Source organism: Streptomyces sp. DG1A-41, from assembly GCF_037055355.1.
Classification (GTDB): Bacteria; Actinomycetota; Actinomycetes; order Streptomycetales; family Streptomycetaceae; genus Streptomyces.
On the sequence record NZ_CP146350.1, the window covers coordinates 1,325,001 to 1,345,827 of the forward strand.

13 protein-coding genes, 1 rRNA gene and 2 pseudogenes (1 of these 16 running past the window's edge) are annotated in these 20,827 nt (G+C 70.3%); 8 read left to right on the top strand and 8 right to left on the bottom strand.

From position 1 onward, the window contains the following. Positions 1-193, bottom strand: a 16S ribosomal RNA gene (locus V8690_RS06290); it reaches 1,334 nt to the left of the window's first position. A 547-nt stretch (positions 194-740) separates the two neighbouring features. Here V8690_RS06290 and V8690_RS06295 point away from each other — a divergent pair. Together V8690_RS06295 and ptsP are read left to right on the top strand one after the other, a co-directional pair. Beyond that, positions 741-1,190: a PTS glucose transporter subunit IIA gene (locus V8690_RS06295; protein WP_338776322.1), complete on the top strand. Its 450-nt coding sequence runs from the start codon at positions 741-743 to the stop codon at positions 1,188-1,190. A gap of 79 nt (positions 1,191-1,269) precedes the next feature. Beyond that, positions 1,270-2,940 carry a phosphoenolpyruvate--protein phosphotransferase gene (ptsP, locus tag V8690_RS06300; protein WP_338776323.1) on the top strand — a complete coding sequence of 557 codons (1,671 nt, stop codon included), beginning with the start codon at positions 1,270-1,272 and terminating at the stop codon, positions 2,938-2,940. 56 nt (positions 2,941-2,996) lie between these two features. Here ptsP and V8690_RS06305 read toward each other — a convergent pair whose 3' ends face one another. Continuing rightward, complete coding sequence (locus V8690_RS06305; protein WP_338776324.1) at positions 2,997-3,887, bottom strand: hypothetical protein; 891 nt, start codon at positions 3,885-3,887, stop codon at positions 2,997-2,999. Positions 3,888-4,107: 220 nt separating this feature from the next. Continuing rightward, entirely contained in the window at positions 4,108-6,075 is a 1,968-nt protein-coding gene (locus V8690_RS06310) for an acetoacetate--CoA ligase (protein ID WP_338776325.1), read from the bottom strand. A 212-nt stretch (positions 6,076-6,287) separates the two neighbouring features. On the opposite strand from V8690_RS06310, the gene V8690_RS06315 reads away from it, so the two are divergent. Next, entirely contained in the window at positions 6,288-8,654 is a 2,367-nt protein-coding gene (locus V8690_RS06315; RefSeq protein ID WP_338776326.1) for a TIM-barrel domain-containing protein, read from the top strand. 2 nt (positions 8,655-8,656) lie between these two features. Here the strand turns inward: V8690_RS06315 and V8690_RS06320 are convergent, their stop codons facing one another. Together V8690_RS06320 and V8690_RS06325 are read right to left on the bottom strand one after the other, a co-directional pair. Further along, on the bottom strand, positions 8,657-9,193 hold the full coding sequence (locus V8690_RS06320) for an NUDIX domain-containing protein (RefSeq protein ID WP_338776327.1): 537 nt from the start codon (positions 9,191-9,193) through the stop codon (positions 8,657-8,659). A gap of 92 nt (positions 9,194-9,285) precedes the next feature. Further along, positions 9,286-9,419: pseudogene (locus V8690_RS06325) on the bottom strand (D-alanyl-D-alanine dipeptidase); the annotation flags it as partial. Between the two features lie 99 nt (positions 9,420-9,518). Here V8690_RS06325 and V8690_RS06330 point away from each other — a divergent pair. The 5 genes and pseudogenes from V8690_RS06330 to glpK all read left to right on the top strand — a co-directional run bounded on the left by V8690_RS06330 (position 9,519) and on the right by glpK (position 16,073). Continuing rightward, positions 9,519-9,944 (top strand): zinc ribbon domain-containing protein, encoded by a 426-nt coding sequence (locus V8690_RS06330; RefSeq protein WP_338776328.1) that lies wholly within the window; start codon positions 9,519-9,521, stop codon positions 9,942-9,944. After that, positions 9,941-11,131 (top strand): lipid-transfer protein, encoded by a 1,191-nt coding sequence (locus V8690_RS06335; RefSeq protein ID WP_338776329.1) that lies wholly within the window; start codon positions 9,941-9,943, stop codon positions 11,129-11,131. Before V8690_RS06330 ends, V8690_RS06335 begins: the two co-directional genes overlap by 4 nt. 249 nt (positions 11,132-11,380) lie before the next feature. Further along, positions 11,381-13,029: pseudogene (locus tag V8690_RS06340) on the top strand (bifunctional diguanylate cyclase/phosphodiesterase). Between the two features lie 704 nt (positions 13,030-13,733). Next, a complete protein-coding gene (locus tag V8690_RS06345; protein WP_338776330.1) occupies positions 13,734-14,531 on the top strand; it encodes an MIP/aquaporin family protein in 798 nt (265 codons plus the stop codon). Between the two features lie 21 nt (positions 14,532-14,552). Further along, positions 14,553-16,073 (top strand): glycerol kinase GlpK, encoded by a 1,521-nt coding sequence (gene glpK, locus V8690_RS06350; protein ID WP_338776331.1) that lies wholly within the window; start codon positions 14,553-14,555, stop codon positions 16,071-16,073. A gap of 88 nt (positions 16,074-16,161) precedes the next feature. Here the strand turns inward: glpK and V8690_RS06355 are convergent, their stop codons facing one another. The 3 genes from V8690_RS06355 to V8690_RS06365 are packed head-to-tail and all read right to left on the bottom strand — an operon-like array spanning position 16,162 to position 20,818. Continuing rightward, a complete protein-coding gene (locus V8690_RS06355; RefSeq protein ID WP_338776332.1) occupies positions 16,162-16,767 on the bottom strand; it encodes an ATP/GTP-binding protein in 606 nt (201 codons plus the stop codon). Beyond that, complete coding sequence (locus V8690_RS06360) at positions 16,748-20,398, bottom strand: hydantoinase B/oxoprolinase family protein (RefSeq protein WP_338776333.1); 3,651 nt, start codon at positions 20,396-20,398, stop codon at positions 16,748-16,750. Before V8690_RS06360 ends, V8690_RS06355 begins: the two co-directional genes overlap by 20 nt. A gap of 24 nt (positions 20,399-20,422) precedes the next feature. Continuing rightward, the gene (locus V8690_RS06365; RefSeq protein WP_338776334.1) at positions 20,423-20,818 is read right to left on the bottom strand and encodes a DUF742 domain-containing protein; all 396 of its coding nucleotides are present in this window, start codon (positions 20,816-20,818) and stop codon (positions 20,423-20,425) included. Positions 20,819-20,827: the final 9 nt, after the last annotated feature.

Genomic DNA, 20,827 nt, shown 5'->3' on the forward strand with positions numbered 1-20,827 from the left:
CCACCATGCGATGGAGACTCATATCCGGTATTAGACCCCGTTTCCAGGGCTTGTCCCAGAGTGCAGGGCAGATTGCCCACGTGTTACTCACCCGTTCGCCACTAATCCCCACCGAAGTGGTTCATCGTTCGACTTGCATGTGTTAAGCACGCCGCCAGCGTTCGTCCTGAGCCAGGATCAAACTCTCCGTGAATGTGTACCGGTAATCCGGTCGACACCACGAGAGCGGAACAGTCGGAGGAATAATCCGACCGTTCACAGCGTCCTCGCTGTGTTTTTTCAAAGGAACCTCGCCCCAGCAGATGCTGGAGACGGGGTATCAACATATCTGGCGTTGACTTTTGGCACGCTGTTGAGTTCTCAAGGAACGGTCGCTTCCTTTGTACTCACCCTCTCGGGCTTTCCTCCGGGCGCTTCCCTTCGCGTTTCCAACTCTACCAGGGTTTTTCCGTCTCCCTGACCGCCGTCCTGCGGGCATGCAGAAGGCGACCCCGAGATAGGATCTGACAAGTTGGGTGCTGCCAGGCGAGGACACGAGGTTGCGTCGCTCAGCCCCAGGCAGGAGTGCGACTGTACACGCGGCCGCGGAGCGGGTGCAAATCGATTTGAGGTATGGTCTAGACCACTCTGGAGTGGTCACGGGGAACCGGCACTTCAGGTGACATACCCTGCTGAACAGTGTGCCGTCCGGGTACCGACAGGGACGGCCCATATCGATCTCCACCCCTGGGAGGCTTCCCATGACCACCGTGACGTCCCCACTCGCAGGACGCGCCATCGGACTGGCAGCCGTGCCGGATCCGGTCTTCTCCGGGGCCATGGTCGGCCCGGGCACAGCGATCGACCCCGTACGTGAGCCTTCCGAGGCCGTCTCGCCTGTGGACGGCGTCATCGTCTCCCTGCACCCGCACGCGTTCGTCGTCGTCGACGAGAACGGTCACGGCGTGCTCACCCACCTCGGCATCGACACCGTGCAGCTCAACGGCGAGGGTTTCGAGCTGCTCGTGAACAAGGGTGACACCGTCACGCGCGGTCAGGGCATCGTGCGCTGGGACCCGGCCGCCGTCGAGGCCGCCGGCAAGTCCGCGGTCTGCCCGATCGTGGCGCTGGAGGCCACAGCCGAAGCGCTCTCCGATCTGCGTGACGACGGCGAAGTGAAGGCCGGCGACAGTCTCTTCGTCTGGAAGTGACGTCAGTGCCGTCGTAGGGCGGCTTTGCAGGAGAACCAACGCGGCGGCTGGAGCCGCCGCACTATCGGAGACGGGTGAGATGGACACAACGCTGCGAGGCGTCGGCGTGAGCCACGGTGTGGCTATCGGCGAAGTTCGGCATATGGGAACGGCGGTGCTGGAGCCGCCTGCGAAGCAGATCCCCGCGGAGGAGGCGGAGCGTGAACAGGGGCGCGCCCGCAAAGCCGTGGAGGCTGTGGCGGCCGACCTGATGGCACGGGGCAACCTGGCGGGGGGTGAAGCCCAGGCGGTCCTCGAGGCGCAGGCCATGATGGCCCAGGACCCGGAGCTGATGGCCGACGTGGAGCGGCGGATCGCCGTCGGCAGCACGGCCGAGCGCGGGGTGTACGACGCGTTCGCCGCGTACCGCGAGCTGCTCGCGGGTGCCGGTGAGTACCTCGCCGGTCGCGTGGCCGACCTCGACGACGTGCGGAATCGTATCGTCGCCCGTCTGCTGGGGGTTCCGATGCCGGGTGTCCCCGACAGCGACGAGCCCTATGTTCTCGTCGCCCGTGACCTCGCACCTGCCGACACCGCGCTGCTGGACCCGACTCTGGTGCTCGGTTTCGTCACCGAGGAGGGCGGTCCGACCAGCCACAGCGCGATTCTGGCGCGGGCCCTCGGGGTGCCGGCCGTGGTCGCGCTGCCGGGAGCCGGTGAGCTCGCCGAAGGCACGATGATTGCCGTCGACGGCAGCACCGGCGAGATCTTCGTGGATCCGAGCGATGAGAAGAAGGCTCAGCTCGAGGCCGCGGCCGCCGAGCGCAAGGCGGCGCTGGCGGCGTCGACCGGTCCCGGTGCGACCGCGGACGGCCACAAGGTGCCGCTGCTCGCGAACATCGGCGGCCCCGCGGATGTTGCGGCAGCGGTCGAGGCCGGTGCCGAGGGTGTCGGTCTCTTCCGTACCGAGTTCCTCTTCCTGGACGACAGCAAGCAGGCGCCGTCCGAGGAGCAGCAGGTCGCCGCGTACCGGCAGGTGCTGGAGGCGTTCCCCGAGGGGCGTGTCGTGGTGCGGGTGCTGGACGCGGGCGCGGACAAGCCGCTCGACTTCCTGACACCGGCCGACGAGCCGAACCCGGCGCTCGGCGTGCGGGGTCTGCGGACGCTGCTGGATCACCCGGAGGTCCTGCGTACTCAGCTGACGGCGCTCGCGAAGGCCGCGGAAGGGCTGCCGGTCTACCTCGAGGTCATGGCCCCCATGGTCGCGGACCGTACGGATGCCCGGGCCTTCGCGGACGCGTGCCGAGAGGCTGGGCTGCGGGCGAAGTTCGGCGCGATGGTCGAGATTCCGTCGGCCGCGCTGCGGGCGCGCTCGATTCTCCAGGAGGTCGAGTTCCTGTCGCTGGGGACGAACGACCTGGCGCAGTACACCTTCGCCGCCGACCGTCAGGTGGGTGCGGTCTCCCGTCTGCAGGATCCGTGGCAGCCCGCGCTGCTCGACTTGGTCGCGCTGTCCGCCGAGGCGGCGAAGGCCGAGGGCAAGAGCTGTGGCGTCTGTGGTGAGGCCGCGTCCGACCCGCTGCTGGCGTGTGTGCTGGCTGGTCTGGGCGTCACCTCTCTTTCGATGGGCGCGGCGTCGATTCCCTATGTCCGGGCCACGCTGGCGAAGTACACGCTGGCGCAGTGCGAGCGGGCCGCTGCGGCGGCTCGGGCCTCGGACACCGCCGAGGACGCTCGCACTGCGGCGCAGGCGGTGTTGTCGGGCGAGTGAGCCGCATGGCTGCCCGGGCGGGGCGCTCCACTGAGGTGAGGCGCCCCGTCCGCTTTTCAGTGGTTGTGTCCTTGTGCTGGTTCCACCTCTCCCAGGTCGGGCGGCTCGCAGTAGTCGACGTTGGATTCGGGGGAGATCAGGTCGCCGGATTCGACGTCGGTGCAGTAGGCGTCGAAGACCTCGCCCGCGGTGAGGGGCTCGAGTCCGTATCCGCGCAGGCGCCAGCCGTAGACGCGGTCGGGGCTGCCGGGGGCGCTGGCGCGGATGACGAGTCCTCCGGGGCTTTCGGTGGCCAGGCCGAGGGCCAGGACCGTGGCGAACTCGAGGGTTTCGGTCTCGTCCAGTTCGGCGGCGCCGCCGGTGTCGGTGGCGTGGAGGGCGGCGAGGAGGGTTTCGGGTGGTCCGGTGACGCTGCATACGAGATGCCGATTGCCGGGTGGGGCCGTGTCGAGGATGCGGACGAGCAGATCCGAGGCCCGGGCGAAGGCGGCGCGTCCGATGTCCTCGCCGCAGGACGTGCAGGCGCCCAGGCGAGCGAGGAGTGTGGTCGCGTACTCCCAGGTGGCCTGTCGCACGGCTTCGTCGACGAGGGCGGCGAGCAGGTCGGACAGCGGCTGGCCCTCGTAGGGAAGGGTCGGTCCTGTGACCGCGAGCCGTGCCGTGAAGCGTGTGCGGCTGGAGGGGCTGTCGGGATCGAGGCCGTTTTTCGCGCAGAACTCGGCGTATTCCTCGGGGTCGAAGAGGGCCACCGTGGTGTGGCTGCCTTGTAGGGCCCGTGTCCTGAGGAAGCCTTCCACATGCTTCAGGTAGGCGGCGTGGTCGTCGAAGGTGAAGCTGCGGTAGCGCCGCATGGCCCGGAAGTCGTGCTCGTCGGTGAGCAGGCCGATGGTGCCGGCGATTTCGCGGCGCAGGACACGTCGCATGGTCCGGCTGTCGGTGTGCGTCATTGTTCCCCCTGTGCACGGTCGATCAATGCTCACTCACAGTAATCGGAGGCACTGACAACGGGGCAGGGAAGGGGGGCATCCATTCGAATGAGGAACAAATCGGCAGGTCAACGGCTGGGTAGCCGACGTGATCGCGTCGGCAGCCATGGTGACGGCGAGTGGTCTGATGCGGAACCCTCGCACCCACCATGGCTTCCGGTGAGTGCGAGGGTGGTGCCGCTCAGGCGCGTTTGCGGGCCAGGTCCTCGTAGAACCTCAGGAGGTCGACGTTGTCGATGGAGCCCGGGTTGACCGCGTTCTCCAGCGGGGTGCCCTGGAGGAGGCGTTTGACCGGGACCTCGATGCGTTTGCCGGTCAAGGTGTGGGGGACGCCGGGCACTTCGATGATCTCGTCCGGGACGTGGCGCGGTGACAGTTGCTCGCGGATGGTCTGCTTGATGCGATTTCGCAGGGCTTCGTCGAGGACGGCTCCGGGGGCCAGGTGGACGAAGAGGGGCATCCAGTAGTCACCGTCGGGCTGTTCGATACCGATGACGAGGGATTCCCTGATCTCGGAGAGGCGCTCCACGGCCTCGTAGATGTCGGCGGATCCCATGCGTACGCCCTGGCGGTTGAGCGTGGAGTCGGAGCGGCCGTGGATGACGACGGAACCGCGGGAGGTGACGGTGATCCAGTCGCCGTGCCGCCATACGCCGGGGTACGTGTCGAAGTAGCTGTCGTGGTAGCGGCTGCCATCGGGGTCGTTCCAGAAGTGGATGGGCATCGACGGCATCGGGTTGGTGACCACGAGTTCGCCGACCTCGTCGACCAGGGGGGTACCGTTCGGGTCCCAGGACTGGAGGTCGGTGCCGAGGCAGGGGGCCTGGAGCTCGCCGACGTAGACCGGGAGGGTGGGTACGGCTCCTGCGAAGCAGGAGCACACGTCCGTGCCGCCGCTGACGGAGGCGATCCACAGGTCGTCGCGGACCTCGTCGTGGAGCCAGCGGAAACCGTCGGGCGGCAGGGGCGAGCCGGTGGTGGCAACGCACTGGACGGAGGAGAGGTCGAAGTCGCGGGACGGGTGGACGCCCGCCTTGCGGCAGGCCATGACGTAGGCGGCCGAGGTGCCGTAGAGGGTGGCCTTGGCGCGTTCGGCGATGCGCCACTGGGCTCCGGTGTCCGGGTAGCCGGGGCTGCCGTCGTAGAGGACGATCGTGGTGCCCGTGAGGAGGCCGGAGACTAGGAAGTTCCACATCATCCAGCCGGTCGACGTGTACCAGAAGAAGCGGTCCTCGGGGCCCAGGTCGCAGTGCAGGCCGAGCTGCTTGAGGTGCTCGACCAGGATGCCGCCCTGGGACTGGACGATGGCCTTGGGCAGGCCGGTGGTGCCGGAGGAGTAGAGCACCCACAGGGGGTGGTCGAAGGGCACCTGCTCGAAGACGGGGTCCGTGTCGTTGGAGGTGAGGGCCGACCAGTCCAGGGCGCCCTCGGGTGCCTCGGTGCCGAGGAGGGGGATGTGGACGACGGCGCGCAGGGTGGGCAGTTCACGGCGCAGTTCGGCGACGATTTCGCGTCGGTCGTGCTCCTTGCCGCCGTAGCGGTAGCCGTCGACCGTGAAGAGCAGAACAGGTTCGACCTGCTGGAAGCGGTCGAGGACGCTGCGGGCGCCGAAGTCGGGGGCGCAGGACGTCCAGACGGCGCCGACGGCCGCGGTGGCGAGGAGGGCGACCACGGCCTGCGGGATGTTGGGGAGATAGCCGCTGACTCGGTCTCCGGAGCGTACGCCGAGGGCGCGCAGCTCGGCGGCCAGGGAGGCGACCTGGCGGCGCAGTTCGGCCCAGGTGACGGGGCTTGGTTCGTGTGTCTCGTCGACGGACAGGAGAGCCGGTTCGTCGGCGCGGGTGTCGGCCGCGCGGAGGGCGTGTTCGGCGTAGTTGAGGGCCGCCCCGGGGAACCACTGGGCGCCCGGCATCGAGCGGTCTGCGAGCACGCGCGCGTAGGGCGTCGGGAAACGGACGTCGAACCACTCCGTGACGGCTTTCCAGAAGGTGTCCAGCTCGTCGACGGACCAGCGCTGGAGGGCCGCGTAACCGCCCTCGGCGGGGGCGCCGTGGTGCTCGGCGGCCCAGGCCTGGAACCTCGTGATCCGGGCCCGGGCGATGCGCTCGGGGTCTGGCTGCCACAGCGGCTGAGGACTAGCGGTCGACATGGTCGGCTCCCGGACTGTGCGCGTCGTGTGCGTCCTCCGCGCACGGGCTGGGGTGTGCGCGTGACGCGGCTGGCACGGACAATGCCATGTGATCGACTTCGGCACCAGGGTGCGCCCCACACAGTCCGTGTCGTGAAGATGTGGTCCTGGCACGGGTGAACGGCAGTTGAACGACACGCGCGCATGGGGCGGTCAGTGGCAGGGTGAGCAGCATGAACGGTCGTGACCTGGTGCGTTCGGTGAAAGCGGTGGGTTCGGTGGGCGCGGCGCAGGGTGTGCGTACCGTACGAGCAGCGTGGCGCAGGCGGCGGGCCGACGCCACCGGGCTGCCGTCGCGGGGGGCGGAGCGCGCGCGGGTGCCCGGGCCCGTGCGGGAGGTCGAGCCGGGGCCGGGGGGCGGTGTCGTCCGGTTCAGCCGGTCGGAGCTGCGGATTCTCGTCGCCGTGAACGGAGCCGTCTTCTGGGGCTGGGACGGGGCGGAGCCCGAGCCGTCGTACGCGCTGGCCGGCCGGTGTCCGGAGGCGGATCCCCGGGCGGTGCTGGAGCCGGACAAGGACGGCGGCTGGCGGGTGGTGGCCGAGCGGGTCACGGTCGTCGTGTCACGGCATGGCGCGGTGGAGGTGCGCACCCCCGGTGGCGTGACCCTGCGCCGTGATCTGCCGCCGCGGTGGTGGGAGCCGGTCGCCGGCGGCCCGGCGCGGTGGATGCAGCGGTCGGAGGTGGCTGCCGACGCGCGGTTCTTCGGGCTTGGTGGTCGGGCTTCGGGTCCTCGGCTGCCGGACGGGACGTACCGGCTGTGGAACACCGACCCCGGTTACGCCTTCGCGCCTGGTGACGACCCGCTGTACATCACGATGCCGGTGCAGATGGTCGTGTCCGACGGCGGTACGCATCTGGCGTTCCACGACAGTTCGTGGGACGGCACGGTGACGCTGCTTGAGGGCGAGGAGGGTGCCGGTTCCGGGCACGACCGGGCCGGGACGAGCGAGCTGCGGATGGACGGCGGTCCACTGCGGTGCTGGGTGATGGTGGGCACCCCCGCACGCGTGCTGCTCGCCTGGGCCTCACTCACCGGCGCGCCGGCGCTGCCGCCAGCCTGGGCGCTCGGGCACCACCACGCGCGGTGGGGGTTCGGCAGCGAGCAGGAGGTGCGGCGGATCGTCGCGGGTTATCTGGAGAACGGTCTGCCGCTCGACGCCGTGCACCTGGACATCGACCACTTCGACACGCATCAGGTGTTCACCGTCGACCAGGACCGCTTCCCGAAGCTGCCTTTTCTGGCCGAGGAACTCCGGCGGGACGGCATCCGGCTGGTGTCGATCGTCGACCCGGCTGTGAAGGCCCTGCCCGGCAATGCCGTGTACGACGGGGGGACGGCTGAGGACGCGTTCGTGCGGGATGCCTCCGGGCAGGTCGTGCAGGGGGTCGTGTGGCCCGGGGATGCGGTGTTTCCGGATTTCACGCACGCGCGCGTGCGTGAGTGGTGGGGTGGTCTCTACGAGGAGCGGCTCGCGCAGGGGTTTGCGGGTTTCTGGCATGACATGAACGAGCCCACGTCGTTCGCCGCCTTCGGGGAGTCGACGCTGCCGCGATCGGCGCGGCACTCCTTGGAGGGGAGGGGCGGTGACCATCGTGAGGCGCACAACGTGTACGCGCTGTGCATGGCCAGGGCGGGCTTCGAGGGGCTGCGGAAACTCGCCCCCCAGGAGCGGCCGTTCCTGTTCTCGCGCTCCGGATGGGCCGGCATGCAGCGCTACGGCGGGACCTGGTCGGGGGACGTGGCCACCGGCTGGCCGGGATTGCGGGCGTCCTTGGCGCTGGTGATGGGGCTCGGGCTGTGCGGCGTGCCGTACTCGGGGCCGGACATCGGAGGCTTCGACGGGGACCCCTCCCCCGAGCTGTTCCTGCGGTGGTTCCAGCTGGGCGCGTATCTGCCGCTGTTCCGTACGCACGCGAGTCCGCGGGCAGGGCGCAGGGAGCCGTGGGAGTTCGGTGCCGAGGTACTGGAGCACGCGCGCGTGGCGCTCGTCGAACGCCGGCGGCTGCTGCCGTACTTCACGACGCTGGCCCATCTGGCGCGGCGTACCGGAGCGCCCTATGTGCGGCCCCTGTGGTGGGCGGCGCCGGAGGAGCGGGCGCTGCGCGACTGCGGGGACGCCTTCCTGCTGGGCGACAGCCTGCTGGTGGCTCCGGTGCTCGACCCGGGCGCGGACCGGCGTGCCGTGCAGTTGCCGCGGGGGCGCTGGTACGACACGGTGACGGAGCAGGCGTACGAGGGGCCGGCGCAGGTGCTCGTCGACGCGCCTCTGTCGCGGATCCCCGTGTTCGCACGCGCGGGTGCGGTGCTTCCCGTACGCGGGGAGGACGGCGGGCTGGTGCTGGAGGTGTGGGCGCCCACCCGGGGACGGACCGGGGGCGGGCTGGTCGTGCCGGACGGTGACGAGGCGTGGGACGAGCCGGAGATCGAGCGCTACACCGCTCGATGGATGGGCTCGCGGGTGGTCGTCGAGCGGGAGGGTGAGGACGGCGGGGGCGAGCCGTCCCACCCTGTGCGCGTCCGCGGGGCCGGGGAGCGCTGATCTCAGATATAGCGGCCCTCGAACCAGGCCCTCACGGCCACGGTGTGCAGGGGGAAGGCGAGTTCCTCGGCCCGGCGCAGGAGGTGCCAGCCCTCAGTCTCCTCCGTGGCGGCGGAGGGCGGCATGCCCTCGACAGGGCGTTCCGGGAGGAGGCCGAACAGCAGCAGGTGTCCGTCGGGCGAGCTCATCGCGTCGACGAGGCGTACGTCGCGACCGGCCGCGTCGATGCCGGTTTCCTCCTTGAGCTCGCGTACGACGGCGCGCCGCCAGTCCTCCCGGTCGTCGATGTAGCCACCGGGCAGGGCCATTCCCCCGCGCGCGGGAGCGACGGTTCGGGTGATGACGACCAGAGCGGTGCCCTTGGTGTCGTACACGGGCTGGAGGGCCACCGCGACCGGGAGTGGATTGCGGTAGGCCACGCTGCCGCACGCCGGGCAGGTGCGGGGCCAGCCGGAGACGCCCTCTCCGTAGGGCGCGCCGCAGCTCGAACAGTGGGAGTTCGGCGCGGAATTGGAACTGGAGTGCTGAGTTTCGGACACGCGGCGGACTGTAGCCGATCACGGAGAGGGCGTCTCGTGCGGGCGGCTCAGTGAGCGCTGGTGAGCGCCTTCTTGGACACGGGGAAGTCGAAAACCGCGCGCTGCGGCCGGTAGCAGTCGTACACCTCGGGTGTGCAGCCCTGGCGCGGCAGCTTCGTCTGGGCTCTGTGGAGGGCCTGGGCGGCGGGCGGGTGAGGACGCAGATCGGCTGGACGTACCCGTCGATGAAGGGATGCCGAAATCGGGGAGGCCGTGGCAGACTTCTGACGTTCCGTCAGATTTGGTCCTGCAGGGGGGAGGCATTGTGTCGCGTACACGAACGCCGGTGGTCGCGGGGTGGTTTGCCGGGGAGGGAGAGGATTTCCGGCTGCTCGGCACGCGTTGTGCGGCGTGCGCCTCGGTCTTCTTCCCCCGCGAGGACCATCACTGCCGCAATCCCGCATGCGCCGGCGGAGAGTTGGCGGAGGTCCCCCTGTCGCGGTGTGGCCGCGTCTGGTCGTACACGGACAGCCGGTATCGGCCGCCGTCACCCTACGTGAGCGATCCGGAACTTTCGTGGGAGCCGTGCGCGTTGATCGCTGTGGAGCTGGATGCCGAGCGGATCGTGGTGCTGGGACAAGCGGCTCCCGGCGTCACCCTCGAGGACCTGGCGGTGGGCATGGAGGTGGAGCTCGTACCCGGCGTGCTCCACGAGGACGCGGAAACGACCTGGACGACGTGGCACTGGCGGCCGACGGGGGTGAGGGCGTGAGCGGCGAGGTGGCGGTGCTGGGTGCGGGCATGCACCCATGGGGCAAGTGGGGACGGAGCTTCGTCGAGTACGGAGTCGCGGCCGCCCGCGCGGCGCTTACCGATGCCGGGCTGGACTGGCGGGACATCGGTTCGGTCATCGGCGCGGACACCGTCCGTGGCGGCTATCCCGGGTATGTCGCCGGAGCGACGTTCGCGAAAGCAATGGGCTGGCATGGGGCCCGGGTCACGAGCGTGTACGCGGCGTGCGCGTCCGGGGCGCAGGCCGTGGACGCCGCGCGGGCCCAGATCCTCTCCGGTCTCGCCGATGTGGCGCTCGTGGTGGGAGCCGATGCCGCCCCCAAGGGGTTCTTCCGCCCTGCGGGCGGGGACCGGCCCGACGACCCCGACTGGCTGCGGTTCCGGGTTCTCGGGGCGACCAACCCCGTGTACTTCGGGCTGTTCGCCCGCAGGCGGATGGCCGTGCACGGTGACACCCCGGACGACTTCGCACAGGTGAAGGTGAAGAACGCGGCTATGGGAGCGCTGAATCCCAACGCGCGCTACCGCGAGCGGGTCACCGCCGAGGAGGTCGCCGGCTCCGCAGTCGTCGCAGATCCGCTGCGGCTGCTCGACATCTGCGCGACCTCCGACGGAGGCGCGGCGGTGGTGCTCTCCAGCTTGGAGTTCGCGCGGCGGCACGGACATGCGGACCCGGTGCGAATCCGGGCCGTGTCCACGGTGACGCCGCGTTACCCGAACACCGTGCTGGACCTGCCGGACATCGCCACGGACTCCGCGGTGGCGGTGGATCCGCCCGCCGAGACGTTCCGGGTGTCGATCGCCCGGGCGGCCTACGAGGAGGCGGGCGTCGGGCCGGAGGACCTGTCGCTGGCCGAGGTCTACGACCTGTCCACGGCGCTCGAGTTGCAGTGGTACGAGGACCTGGGGCTGTGCGGTGAGGGCGAGGGCGTGAAGCTGCTGCGGGACGGGGCTACGGCCCTGGGCGGGCGCATACCGGTGAACGCCAGCGGTGGCCTGGCCTCCTTCGGCGAGGCGGTTCCGGCGCAGGCGATAGCCCAGGTGTGCGAGCTGGCCTGGCAGTTGCGGGGCGAGGCAGGTGGCCGGCAGGTCGCGGGAGCGCGCGTGGGCATCAGCGCGAACCAGGGGCTGTTCGGGCATGGATCGGCGGTGATCGCGGTGCGGTGAACCGAAGGTGTCGGACGCGGCACGGGACGGTGTCAAACACGGCGGGGGCGGCGCTGGGACGTGACGGACGCGGTGCCGGGACGGTGTGACCTGGGGCGGTGCCGGGACGCGTGCGGGGCCGTGTCGGCGCGGGCGCTGGTGGTGCGACCGCGACCGTGCCTGGCATACGCTGTGTGACCGCTCCGGAATCCTGCGTGAACGTCTCATGAACTGCGCTTGGGCGTGCGCCGGTGGAGCAATCATGCTCCCGTGCACTCCTGGACGGACACTCTCCGCTTTGCCTTCCAACCGGTGGTCAACCTGACGACCGGCGCGGTCGCGGGACTGGAGATACTCGCCCGCCCGGAGACCGGCGACATCCTGGCCGAGGCCCGCCGCGATCCCGAGCTCGACAGCCGGCTGGCGGTGTCGGCGGTCCGCGCGGCGGTTCGCAAGGAGACCCTGCTGCCGCTTTTCGTCAACGTGTTCGCCGGCACCCTCGCCGACCTCGGCGGGCTCCCTTCGCTGCACGACGCCGTGCGCCAGACGGGCCGGCTTCGTGGGAGGTGACGATCGACGTCTGTCCGCCGTGCACGCACGTGCCGCAGAGGGCACTGCTGGAGGCGGTGTCCAGGCTGCGCGGTCAGGGCTTCCGGATCTGCGCGGACGGTGTCGGGGACGGGGATGTCCCCTTGCGGCTCCTGTCGGACATCACGCCCGACCTGGTGAAGCTGGACGCGTCGTCGCTGGCGCGGCCGGCGGTGGTGCGGTCGATGCGGACGCTGTGCGACGAGTTGGGGGCTCTCCTGGCCGTCGAGGGCGTGGAGACCGAAGGGCAGTGCGCGGCGGCGCTGGCGGCCGGGGCACAGCTGGCGCAGGGCGAGCTGTTCGCCCCGCCGGCCCGGCTGCCCGCAGCGGACGTATACGTTCCGCCCCGCTCCCCCGCCGATGTGGCCGTGCCGCGGTCCGGGCCGTCGGTGCGGGAGTTCGTGCGACCCGCCGCGCTGCTGCCCGCCACGGCGTCCGCCGGGCAGGTGCGGGCGCTGCTGACCGGGTCGCCGGACGTGTCCGGGGTGCTGCTCGTAGACACCGCCGGAGCGCCGGTCCGGTCGGTGCACCGCTCCCGCTTCCTGTTGTCGATGTCGGGGCGCTACGGGCATGCCCTGTACGCCGACCGGCCCGCGGCCAAGCTCGGTGACCCACCGCGGACGGTGGGCATCGACGCCACCGCCTGGGAGGTGCTCGACGTCGTGGCCGTCGGCGAACGGGACCGTACGTCGGACGACGTCGCCGTCGTGGACGAGTACGGGCGGTGTGTGGGCGTCGTACGGCTCGCGGATCTCGTGCGCGCACTGGCCGAGACCCGGGTGGAGGAGGCGGCGGGGCTCAATCCGCTGACGCGTCTGCCCGGCTCGGACTCGATCACCGGTGAGGTGGACCGGCGGATCGCGTCCGGGCGGGCGTTCGCGCTGAGCTGGCTGGACGTCGACCACTTCAAGCAGGTCAACGACGGGGCCGGGTTCGCGGCGGGCGACGAGCTGATCCGGGCGGTGGGGAGTGCGTTGCAGCAGGCGGCAACGGACGGCACCCGCGTGGGACACATCGGCGGTGACGACTTCCTGGTGCTCGCCGAACCGGAGGGCCTCGATCCGCTGGCCGCCTCCGTGCTGGACGCCCCGTGGTCGGCGGGCGGTCGCCCGGTCACGCTGTCGCTCGCCACGGTGCTGTGCGCTCCGGGCAGCGTGACCGACCACCGGCAGGCGGCGGCTTGTCTGGCGCCGCTGAAGAAGGCGGCGAAGGCGTTGCACGGGGCGAGTTGGGTGCTGGGCCACGCGGGCATGCCCGGACATGAGACCCGCCGTGGCGCCGAGCCGACGCCGGCACCGGCGCGGTGTGGAGTGGCGGAGCCGGGCGGCTGAGAGGGGTGTGCCGGGCTCCTGGGGCGGACTGTGGCCATCGGGGGTGCCGGGGGCAGGACAGGGTCCGTACGGACGCCGGTGGGGTTGTGGCGCTGCCGGGGGCGGGCGCCTGAGCACGGCTGTGGCCCGCCCCGCCAAGGCCCTGAACGGGGGCCGGGACCGGGGCGCAATTCGTCCGGTTGAGGAACCGCCTGGTCAGGTGGATGCTGGTGGCTAGCAAGCAAGGAATCAGGTGCGGCTGGGCGGTCGCCTGCGGCGGGGCCCAGCGAAGGCCGGACGACACCACCAGCAAGGCCTCGCGCGGCTCGCCAAGGCCCGCGTAGGCGCCGACCAGATCCGAAAACTACCCGACGGGCGCCGCCAGGGCCGTGCAACCGGCCACCCGGCCCGGCAGGAGCCCGACCGCCGTCACATGGCCGTCAACCGTTGCGGTCGGCGACCTTGACGCCCCCTGGGTGCCGGTGAACACTTCCGGTGTCAGTCGACATCGCCGTATATACACGGCGTATCCGGCACTGCGGCGCGCTGGCACGCCTGCGCCAAGGCCCCTTACCACACGGGCGATGCGGCTACGACGGCACGCTCGTCACGGATGCCGGGCGGGGCGCGGGACTCCCTGCCTTCGGCTGAAGTAGCCATGGGAAACGCACCCTGCACATGAGGGCCGGGGCGGATCGTCCCCGGGCCTTGGCCTAGGAGCCGCCATGAGCAACGTAGACATCTTCGTCGGCGAGATCATCGGCACGGCGATCCTGATCCTTTTCGGCGCTGGCGTCTGCGCCGCCGTCACCCTGAGATTCTCGAAGGCAAGGGCGTCGGGCTGGATCGTCATCGCGTTCGGCTGGGGATTCGGTGTCCTGGCCGGCGCGTACACCGCCGCCCCGCTGTCGGGCGGCCACATCAACCCCGCCGTCACTCTCGGCCTGGCCGTCGACACAGGCGTGTGGAGCAAGGTCTGGGTGTACCTGCTCGGGCAGATCGTGGGGGCGATGCTGGGCGCCGTCCTCGCGTACCTGGTCTACTTCGCCCAGTTCCGGGCCAACGTACGGCAGACGGGTACGACGGACGGCACGGTGGACGAGCCGGTGCCGACGCTCGGCATCTTCTCCACCATCCCGGAGATCAGGAACCCGTTCGCCAACGTGATGACGGAGATCCTCGCGACCATCGCCCTGGTGCTGCCCATCCTCGCGCTGGTCGGCGACAACAGGGTCGTCCCAGGTGTCGGCATCGGACCGATCCCGGGCGAGGGAGCCGGAATCTATGGCTCCGGCATCTCGATCCTGCTGGTGGCCCTGCTGGTCGTCGGCATCGGTCTCTCGCTCGGTGGGCCCACCGGATACGCCATCAACCCGGCACGTGACCTCGGTCCGCGCATCGTGCACCAATTCCTCCCGATCCCGCATAAGGGAACGTCCGACTGGGGGTACGCCTGGGTCCCGGTGGTGGGGCCTGTGGTCGGCGGAATTCTCGCGGCCCTCATCTACAACGCAGCCTTCTGACCGAGCGATCGAGAGGTAGCCATGACGGACAACGCCGAGAAGTACGTCGCAGCGATCGACCAGGGCACCACCTCGAGCCGATGCATCGTCTTCAACCAGGACGGCGCCATCGTCGCCGTGGACCAGCGCGAGCACCGCCAGATCTTCCCGAAACCCGGGTGGGTGGAGCACGACGCCACCGAGATCTGGTCCAAGGTGCAGGCGGTGGTCGCCGGGGCGCTCGCCAAGGCCGGGCTGCGCGCCGACCAGCTGAGCGCTATGGGGATCACCAACCAGCGCGAGACGACCCTCCTGTGGGACCGCGCGACGGGGAAGCCGGTGCACAACGCCATCGTGTGGCAGGACACGCGGACGGCGGCGCTGTGCAACCAGCTGGGCGGCTCGGACGGGCAGGACCGTTTCCGCGAGCAGACGGGTCTGCCGCTGGCCACCTACTTCTCCGGACCCAAGGCGGCCTGGCTGCTCGACAATGTGCCCGACCTCCGGGCCCGGGCCGAACGCGGTGAGATCGCCTTCGGAACGATCGACTCCTGGCTGATCTGGAACCTCACCGGCGGCACCGACGGCGGGCAGCACGTCACCGACGTGACCAACGCCGGGCGCACCATGCTGATGAACCTGGAGACCCTCCAGTGGGACTCCTCGATCCTCTCGGCGATGAACATCCCCGAAGCCATGCTGCCGGAGATCCGGTCCTCCGCCGAGGTGTACGGCACCGCACTCGGCCAGCTCGCCGGTGTGCCCGTGGCCTCCGCGCTGGGCGACCAGCAGGCCGCCGTGTTCGGCCAGGCCTGCTACGACGTGGGCACCGCGAAGAACACGTACGGCACGGGAAGCTTCCTGCTGCTCAACACCGGCAACCGCCCGGTGCCGTCGAAGAGCGGTCTGCTGACGACGATGGGGTACAAGATCGGCAGTGAAGCGCCGGTCTACTGTCTGGAGGGGTCGATAGCCATAACGGGCGCGCTGGTCCAGTGGTTCCGCGACCAGCTCGGCATCATCCGTACCGCCGACGAGATCGAGCCCCTGGCCGCGAGCGTGGAAGACAACGGCGGCGCGTACATCGTGCCGGCGTTCTCGGGTCTGTTCGCGCCGTACTGGCGCTCCGACGCGCGTGGCGTGGTCACCGGACTGACCCGGTACGTCACGAAGGCGCACCTCGCGCGAGCGGTGCTGGAGGCGACGAGCTGGCAGACGCGCGAGGTCGTGGACGCCATGTACCAGGACTCCGGGGTGCACATCACCACCCTGAAGGTCGACGGCGGCATGACGAAGAACAACCTGCTCATGCAGCACCAGGCGGACGTGCTCGACGTACCGGTGGTGCGGCCCAAGGTCTCCGAGACGACCTGTCTGGGCGCCGCGTACGCGGCCGGTCTGGCCACCGGCGTGTGGAACGACCTGGACGAGCTCAAGGCGCACTGGCAGAAGGACATCGAGTGGACGCCGTCCATGGAAGCGTCGGTGCGGGACCGCGAGCACCACAACTGGCGCAAGGCCGTGGAGAGGAGCTTCGGCTGGGAGGAGGACGGCGACAGCTAGCCACGCGCGCGTGGAGAGGCGTTTGTGGACTGCGGACCGTACCCCTGTCGGCGGGGGTACGGTCCGCGCCCCGCCGGTCGGCCGAGCGTCAGGTGGTCGCCGTCTGGCGGCGGTCGGCCGCGTACGCCATGGCGTGCTCGACGACGCCGATGAGCGCCTCCTTGACCGACTCGCGGTCGCGGGCGTCGCACATCAGGAGCGGCACGCCGTCGTCGAGGTCGAGGGCCTGGCGCACGTCCTCGACCGGGTATCGCGGGGCGCCCTCGAAGCAGTTGACGCCGACGAGGAAAGGTATCGCGCGTCGTTCGAAGTAGTCGACGGCGGCGAAGCAGTCCTCCAGGCGGCGGGTGTCGGCGAGCACGACGGCACCGAGCGCGCCCTCGGAGAGCTCGTCCCACATGAACCAGAACCGCTCCTGACCGGGCGTGCCGAAGAGGTACAGCACCAGGTCCTCGCGGAGCGTGATGCGGCCGAAGTCCATGGCCACGGTCGTGGTGTGCTTGCCTTCCACACCGCTGGTGTCGTCGACCGGGCGCCCGGCCTCGGTGAGCAGTTCCTCGGTGCGCAGCGGTCGGATCTCGCTGACCGCGCCGACGAGCGTGGTCTTGCCCACGCCGAAGCCGCCGGCCACCAGGATCTTGAGCGTGACGGGCTCGACCGGAGGCTTGCCGCGCTCAGAACGCCCGAAGATCATCGATCTCTTCTCCTGCTTGATGGGGGTCGGGCGACGGCGGGCCGTAGCCTCCGCCGCCTGGGGTTTCGATGACGAGTACGTCGCCGGAGACGACGTCCGCAAAGTCGCTGCCGCCGAGTTCGGTCACGGTGCCGTCGGCGTGTTCCACCCGGTTGGCGCCGGTAGCGCCCGGCTCGCCGCCCGCCATACCGTACGGGGGGACGCGGCGGTGCTGGGACAGCGTGGAGACGGTCATGGGCTCCAGGAACCGGATGCGACGCACGGCGCCGTCGCCGCCGCGCCACCGGCCGGCTCCGCCGCTGCCGCGCCGGACCGCGAACTCCTCGAGGCGTACGGGCAGTCGCCACTCCAGGACCTCGGGGTCGGTGAGGCGAGAGTTGGTCATGTGGGTCTGGACGACGGGAGTGCCGGGGAAGCCGTCGCCCGCGCCGGAGCCGGAGGCGACCGTCTCGTAGTACTGGTGGCGTTCGTTCCCGAAAGTGACGTTGTTCATGGTCCCGGAGCCCTCGGCCTGGACGCCGAGCGCCGCGTAGAGGGCACCGGTGATGGCCTGGGAGGTCTCCACGTTGCCGGCGACGACGGCGGCCGGCGGCTCGGGGGAGAGCAGGGAGCCGGGCGGTACGACGATGTCCAGGGGGCGCAGGCAGCCGTCGTTGAGGGGGATGTCGTCGGCGACGAGCGTGCGGAAGACGTAGAGGACGGCCGCGTTGACGACCGCGAAGGGGGCGTTGAAGTTGGTCGGCAGCTGCGCCGACGTGCCCGTGAAGTCGATGGTCGCCGCACGGTTCTCGCGGTCCACGCGCACGCTTACTCGGATGACGGCGCCCGAGTCGGTCTCGTAGGCGTAGCCGCCGTCGTCGAGGGCGTCGATGACGCGGCGTACGGCCTCTTCCGCATTGTCCTGTACGTGCTTCATGTAGGCCTGCACGACGTCGAGCCCGAAGTCCTCGATCATGCGCCCGACCTCGTCGACGCCCTTCTGGTTGGCGGCGATCTGGGCGCCCAGGTCGGCGAGGTTGGTCTTCGGGTTGCGGGAGGGGTACGGCGCCTCGGTGAGGAGGCGGAGCGTCTCGGCCTCGCGGAAGCGGCCGTTCTCGGCGAGCAGCCAGTTGTCGAAGAGGACGCCCTCCTCCACGATGGTGCGGCTGTTCGCCGGCATGGAGCCGGGGGCGATGCCGCCGATCTCGGCGTGATGGCCGCGTGAGGCGACGTAGAAGAGGATCGCCGGGTCACTCTCCGTGTCGTTCGAGGGCGCGGTGTCGAAGACCGGGGTGATCACGGTGACGTCGGGCAGATGGGTGCCACCGTGGTACGGATCGTTGACGGCGTAGGTGTCGCCCGGGCGCATGCGCGAGCCCCGCCGCCGGATGACCTCCTTGACACTCGTGCCCATCGAGCCCAGGTGGACGGGGATATGAGGGGCGTTGGCCACCAGGTTTCCGTCCGGGTCGAAGAGCGCGCAGGAGAAGTCCAGGCGCTCCTTGATGTTGACCGACTGGGCCGTGGATTCGAGGCGAGCGCCCATCTGTTCGGCGATGGACATGAAGAGGTTGTTGAAGACCTCGAGCAGAACCGGGTCGACTTTCGTGTCGAGTTCGGAACTCTCCGTAATCGCGGCGCGTTCCATGACCAGATGCCCGTCGTCGGTCGCCGCGGCCCGCCAGCCGTCGTCGACGACGGTCGTCGCGCCGGCTTCGGTGATGATCGCGGGACCGGTGACGGTGTCGCCGGGGGGAAGGTCCTCGCGGCGATGGAGGGGTACGTCGCGCCAGGCTCCGCCCGTGTGGAGGCGGACGGAGTGCGGCGCCGCGGGGCTTCCGTCGGTGGTGGCTTCGTAGGGGGCGAGAGCGGAGAGATCGGGGGGTTCGGTGATGCCGGTGGCTTCGACGGAGAGGGCTTCGACGACGATCGGGCGGTCGAGCGTGAAGGAGTACGTGGCGCGATGACGTTCTTCGAAGGCGTGCCGCATCGCGCTGGGCTCGGTCAGCTCGACGGTGAGGGTGGTGTCGGTGCCGTCGTAACGGAGCTGTGCGCGGCGGGTGATCTCGATGTGCTCCTCGGGGACGTCCTCGGCGAGGAGTTCGGCGCGTGCCGCGGCTTCCAGGTCTGCGGCGGTCTTGAGGACGCCGGGCATGGATGCGGGTTCCAGGGGTGCCTCGACGGACTGTTCACGCATGGCGGTGGTGTCGGCGAGGCCGATACCGAGTGCGGAGAGGACACCGGCCATGGGCGGCACGAGGACGGTGCGGATGCCGAGCGAGTCGGCGACCAGGCAGGCGTGCTGGCCGCCGGCGCCGCCGAAGGTGGTGAGGGCGTAGCGGGTGACGTCGTGGCCCTTCTGGACGGAGATCCGCTTCACGGCGGACGCGATGTTGGCGACGGCGATCTGAAGGTACCCCTCGGCGACCTGTTCGGGGGTGCGGTCGTCGCCGGTCTTCTCGCGGATCTCGCGCGCGAGAGCGGTGAACCGGTCCCGGACGACTGCGTCGTCCAAGGGCTCGTCGCCGTTCACGCCGAACACCTTGGGGAAGTGGGCGGGCTGGATACGGCCGAGCATGACATTGGCGTCGGTGACGGCGAGCGGACCGTCGCCGCGGTAGCAGGCCGGCCCCGGGTCCGCGCCCGCCGAGTCAGGCCCTACGCGGTAGCGGGAGCCGTCGAAGTGGAGGACCGAGCCGCCGCCGGCGGCGACGGTGTGGATGTCCAGCATGGGGGCGCGCAGCCGGACACCGGCGATCCGGCTGTCGAAGACGCGCTCGTACTCGCCCGCGAAGTGGGAGACGTCGGTGGAGGTGCCGCCCATGTCGAAGCCGATGACGCGGTCGAAGCCGGCGAGCTGCGACATGCGGGCCATGCCGACGATGCCACCGGCCGGCCCGGACAGGATGGCGTCCTTGCCACGGAACTGCCCGGCCTCGGTGAGGCCGCCGTTGGACTGCATGAACATCAGCCGTACGCCTTCGAGGGCGTCGGCGACGTGCCGGACGTAGCGGCGCAGGACGGGCGAGAGGTAGGCGTCGACGACGGCGGTGTCCCCGCGGGGGACGAGCTTCATCAGGGGGCTGGCCTCGCTGGAGAGCGAGATCTGCGGGAAGCCGATCCGGGCGGCGAGTTCCCCGACGGCCTGTTCGTGGGCGGGGTGGAGGTGGCTGTGCATGCAGACCACGGCGACGGCACGGATCCCGTCGTCGTACGCCTCTTGGAGGGGCCCGGCGAGGGTGTCCAGGTCGGGCGCGAGCAGGACGGTGCCGTCGGCGGCGATGCGCTCGTCGACCTCGACGACCCGTTCGTACAGCAGCTCGGGCAGTTCGATGCGGCGGGCGAAGATGCTCGGGCGGTTCTGGTAGGCGATGCGCAGGGCGTCGCGGAAGCCGCGGGTGATGACCAGCAGGGTGCGCTCGCCCTTGCGCTCCAGGAGGGCGTTGGTGGCGACCGTCGTGCCCATGCGCACGGTCTCGACGGGGCCGCCGGAGCCGGCCAGCAGGGTGCGGACGCCCTCGACCGCCGCGTCGGCGTAGCGGGCTGCCCTGTCCGACAGCAGCTTGTGCGTGAGCAGCCGGCCGTCCGGGCGACGCGCGACGATGTCGGTGAAGGTGCCGCCTCGGTCGACCCAGAACTGCCAGCCTGTCACGTCAGTACCCCGCTTCCGCGCTGCTCACAGCGCCCGGAGGCCGTTGATCACGTCGCGCAGAATACTCTCGTCCGGCAGCTCGGCAGGGGGTACGGGCCGGTTCACATGGACGAATTCCGCGTCCACGAGATCTCCGACAAGGACCCGTACCACCCCGATCGGCAGGTCGAGTTCCGCTGCGAGTTCGGCGACCGACTGCGGGGCGTCACGACACAGTTCGACGATGTCCACATGCTCCGGGGAGAGCATGTGGTCCGCTTCCGGGTCGTCCGCGTGCGGTTCCGTGACCACGACCGCGATCAGGTCCAGGCGGTGCTGGCCCTGGCTGCTGGTGCGGCCGCGCGTCATGGCGTACGGACGGACGACCGGTCCGGCCTCGTCGTCGAACCAGTGGCTTCTTCCCTGACCGTCAGCGCTCATGCCATCCCA

What these genes read in the sequence shown, in the direction of transcription:
- V8690_RS06295 (WP_338776322.1), top strand. Translation starts at nt 741, where the DNA reads ATGACCACCGTGACGTCCCCACTCGCAGGACGCGCCATCGGACTGGCA.
- ptsP (WP_338776323.1), top strand. Translation starts at nt 1,270, where the DNA reads ATGGACACAACGCTGCGAGGCGTCGGCGTGAGCCACGGTGTGGCTATC.
- V8690_RS06305 (WP_338776324.1), bottom strand. Translation starts at nt 3,887, where the DNA reads ATGACGCACACCGACAGCCGGACCATGCGACGTGTCCTGCGCCGCGAA.
- V8690_RS06310 (WP_338776325.1), bottom strand. Translation starts at nt 6,075, where the DNA reads ATGTCGACCGCTAGTCCTCAGCCGCTGTGGCAGCCAGACCCCGAGCGC.
- V8690_RS06315 (WP_338776326.1), top strand. Translation starts at nt 6,288, where the DNA reads ATGAACGGTCGTGACCTGGTGCGTTCGGTGAAAGCGGTGGGTTCGGTG.
- V8690_RS06345 (WP_338776330.1), top strand. Translation starts at nt 13,734, where the DNA reads ATGAGCAACGTAGACATCTTCGTCGGCGAGATCATCGGCACGGCGATC.
- glpK (WP_338776331.1), top strand. Translation starts at nt 14,553, where the DNA reads ATGACGGACAACGCCGAGAAGTACGTCGCAGCGATCGACCAGGGCACC.
- V8690_RS06355 (WP_338776332.1), bottom strand. Translation starts at nt 16,767, where the DNA reads ATGATCTTCGGGCGTTCTGAGCGCGGCAAGCCTCCGGTCGAGCCCGTC.
- V8690_RS06365 (WP_338776334.1), bottom strand. Translation starts at nt 20,818, where the DNA reads ATGAGCGCTGACGGTCAGGGAAGAAGCCACTGGTTCGACGACGAGGCC.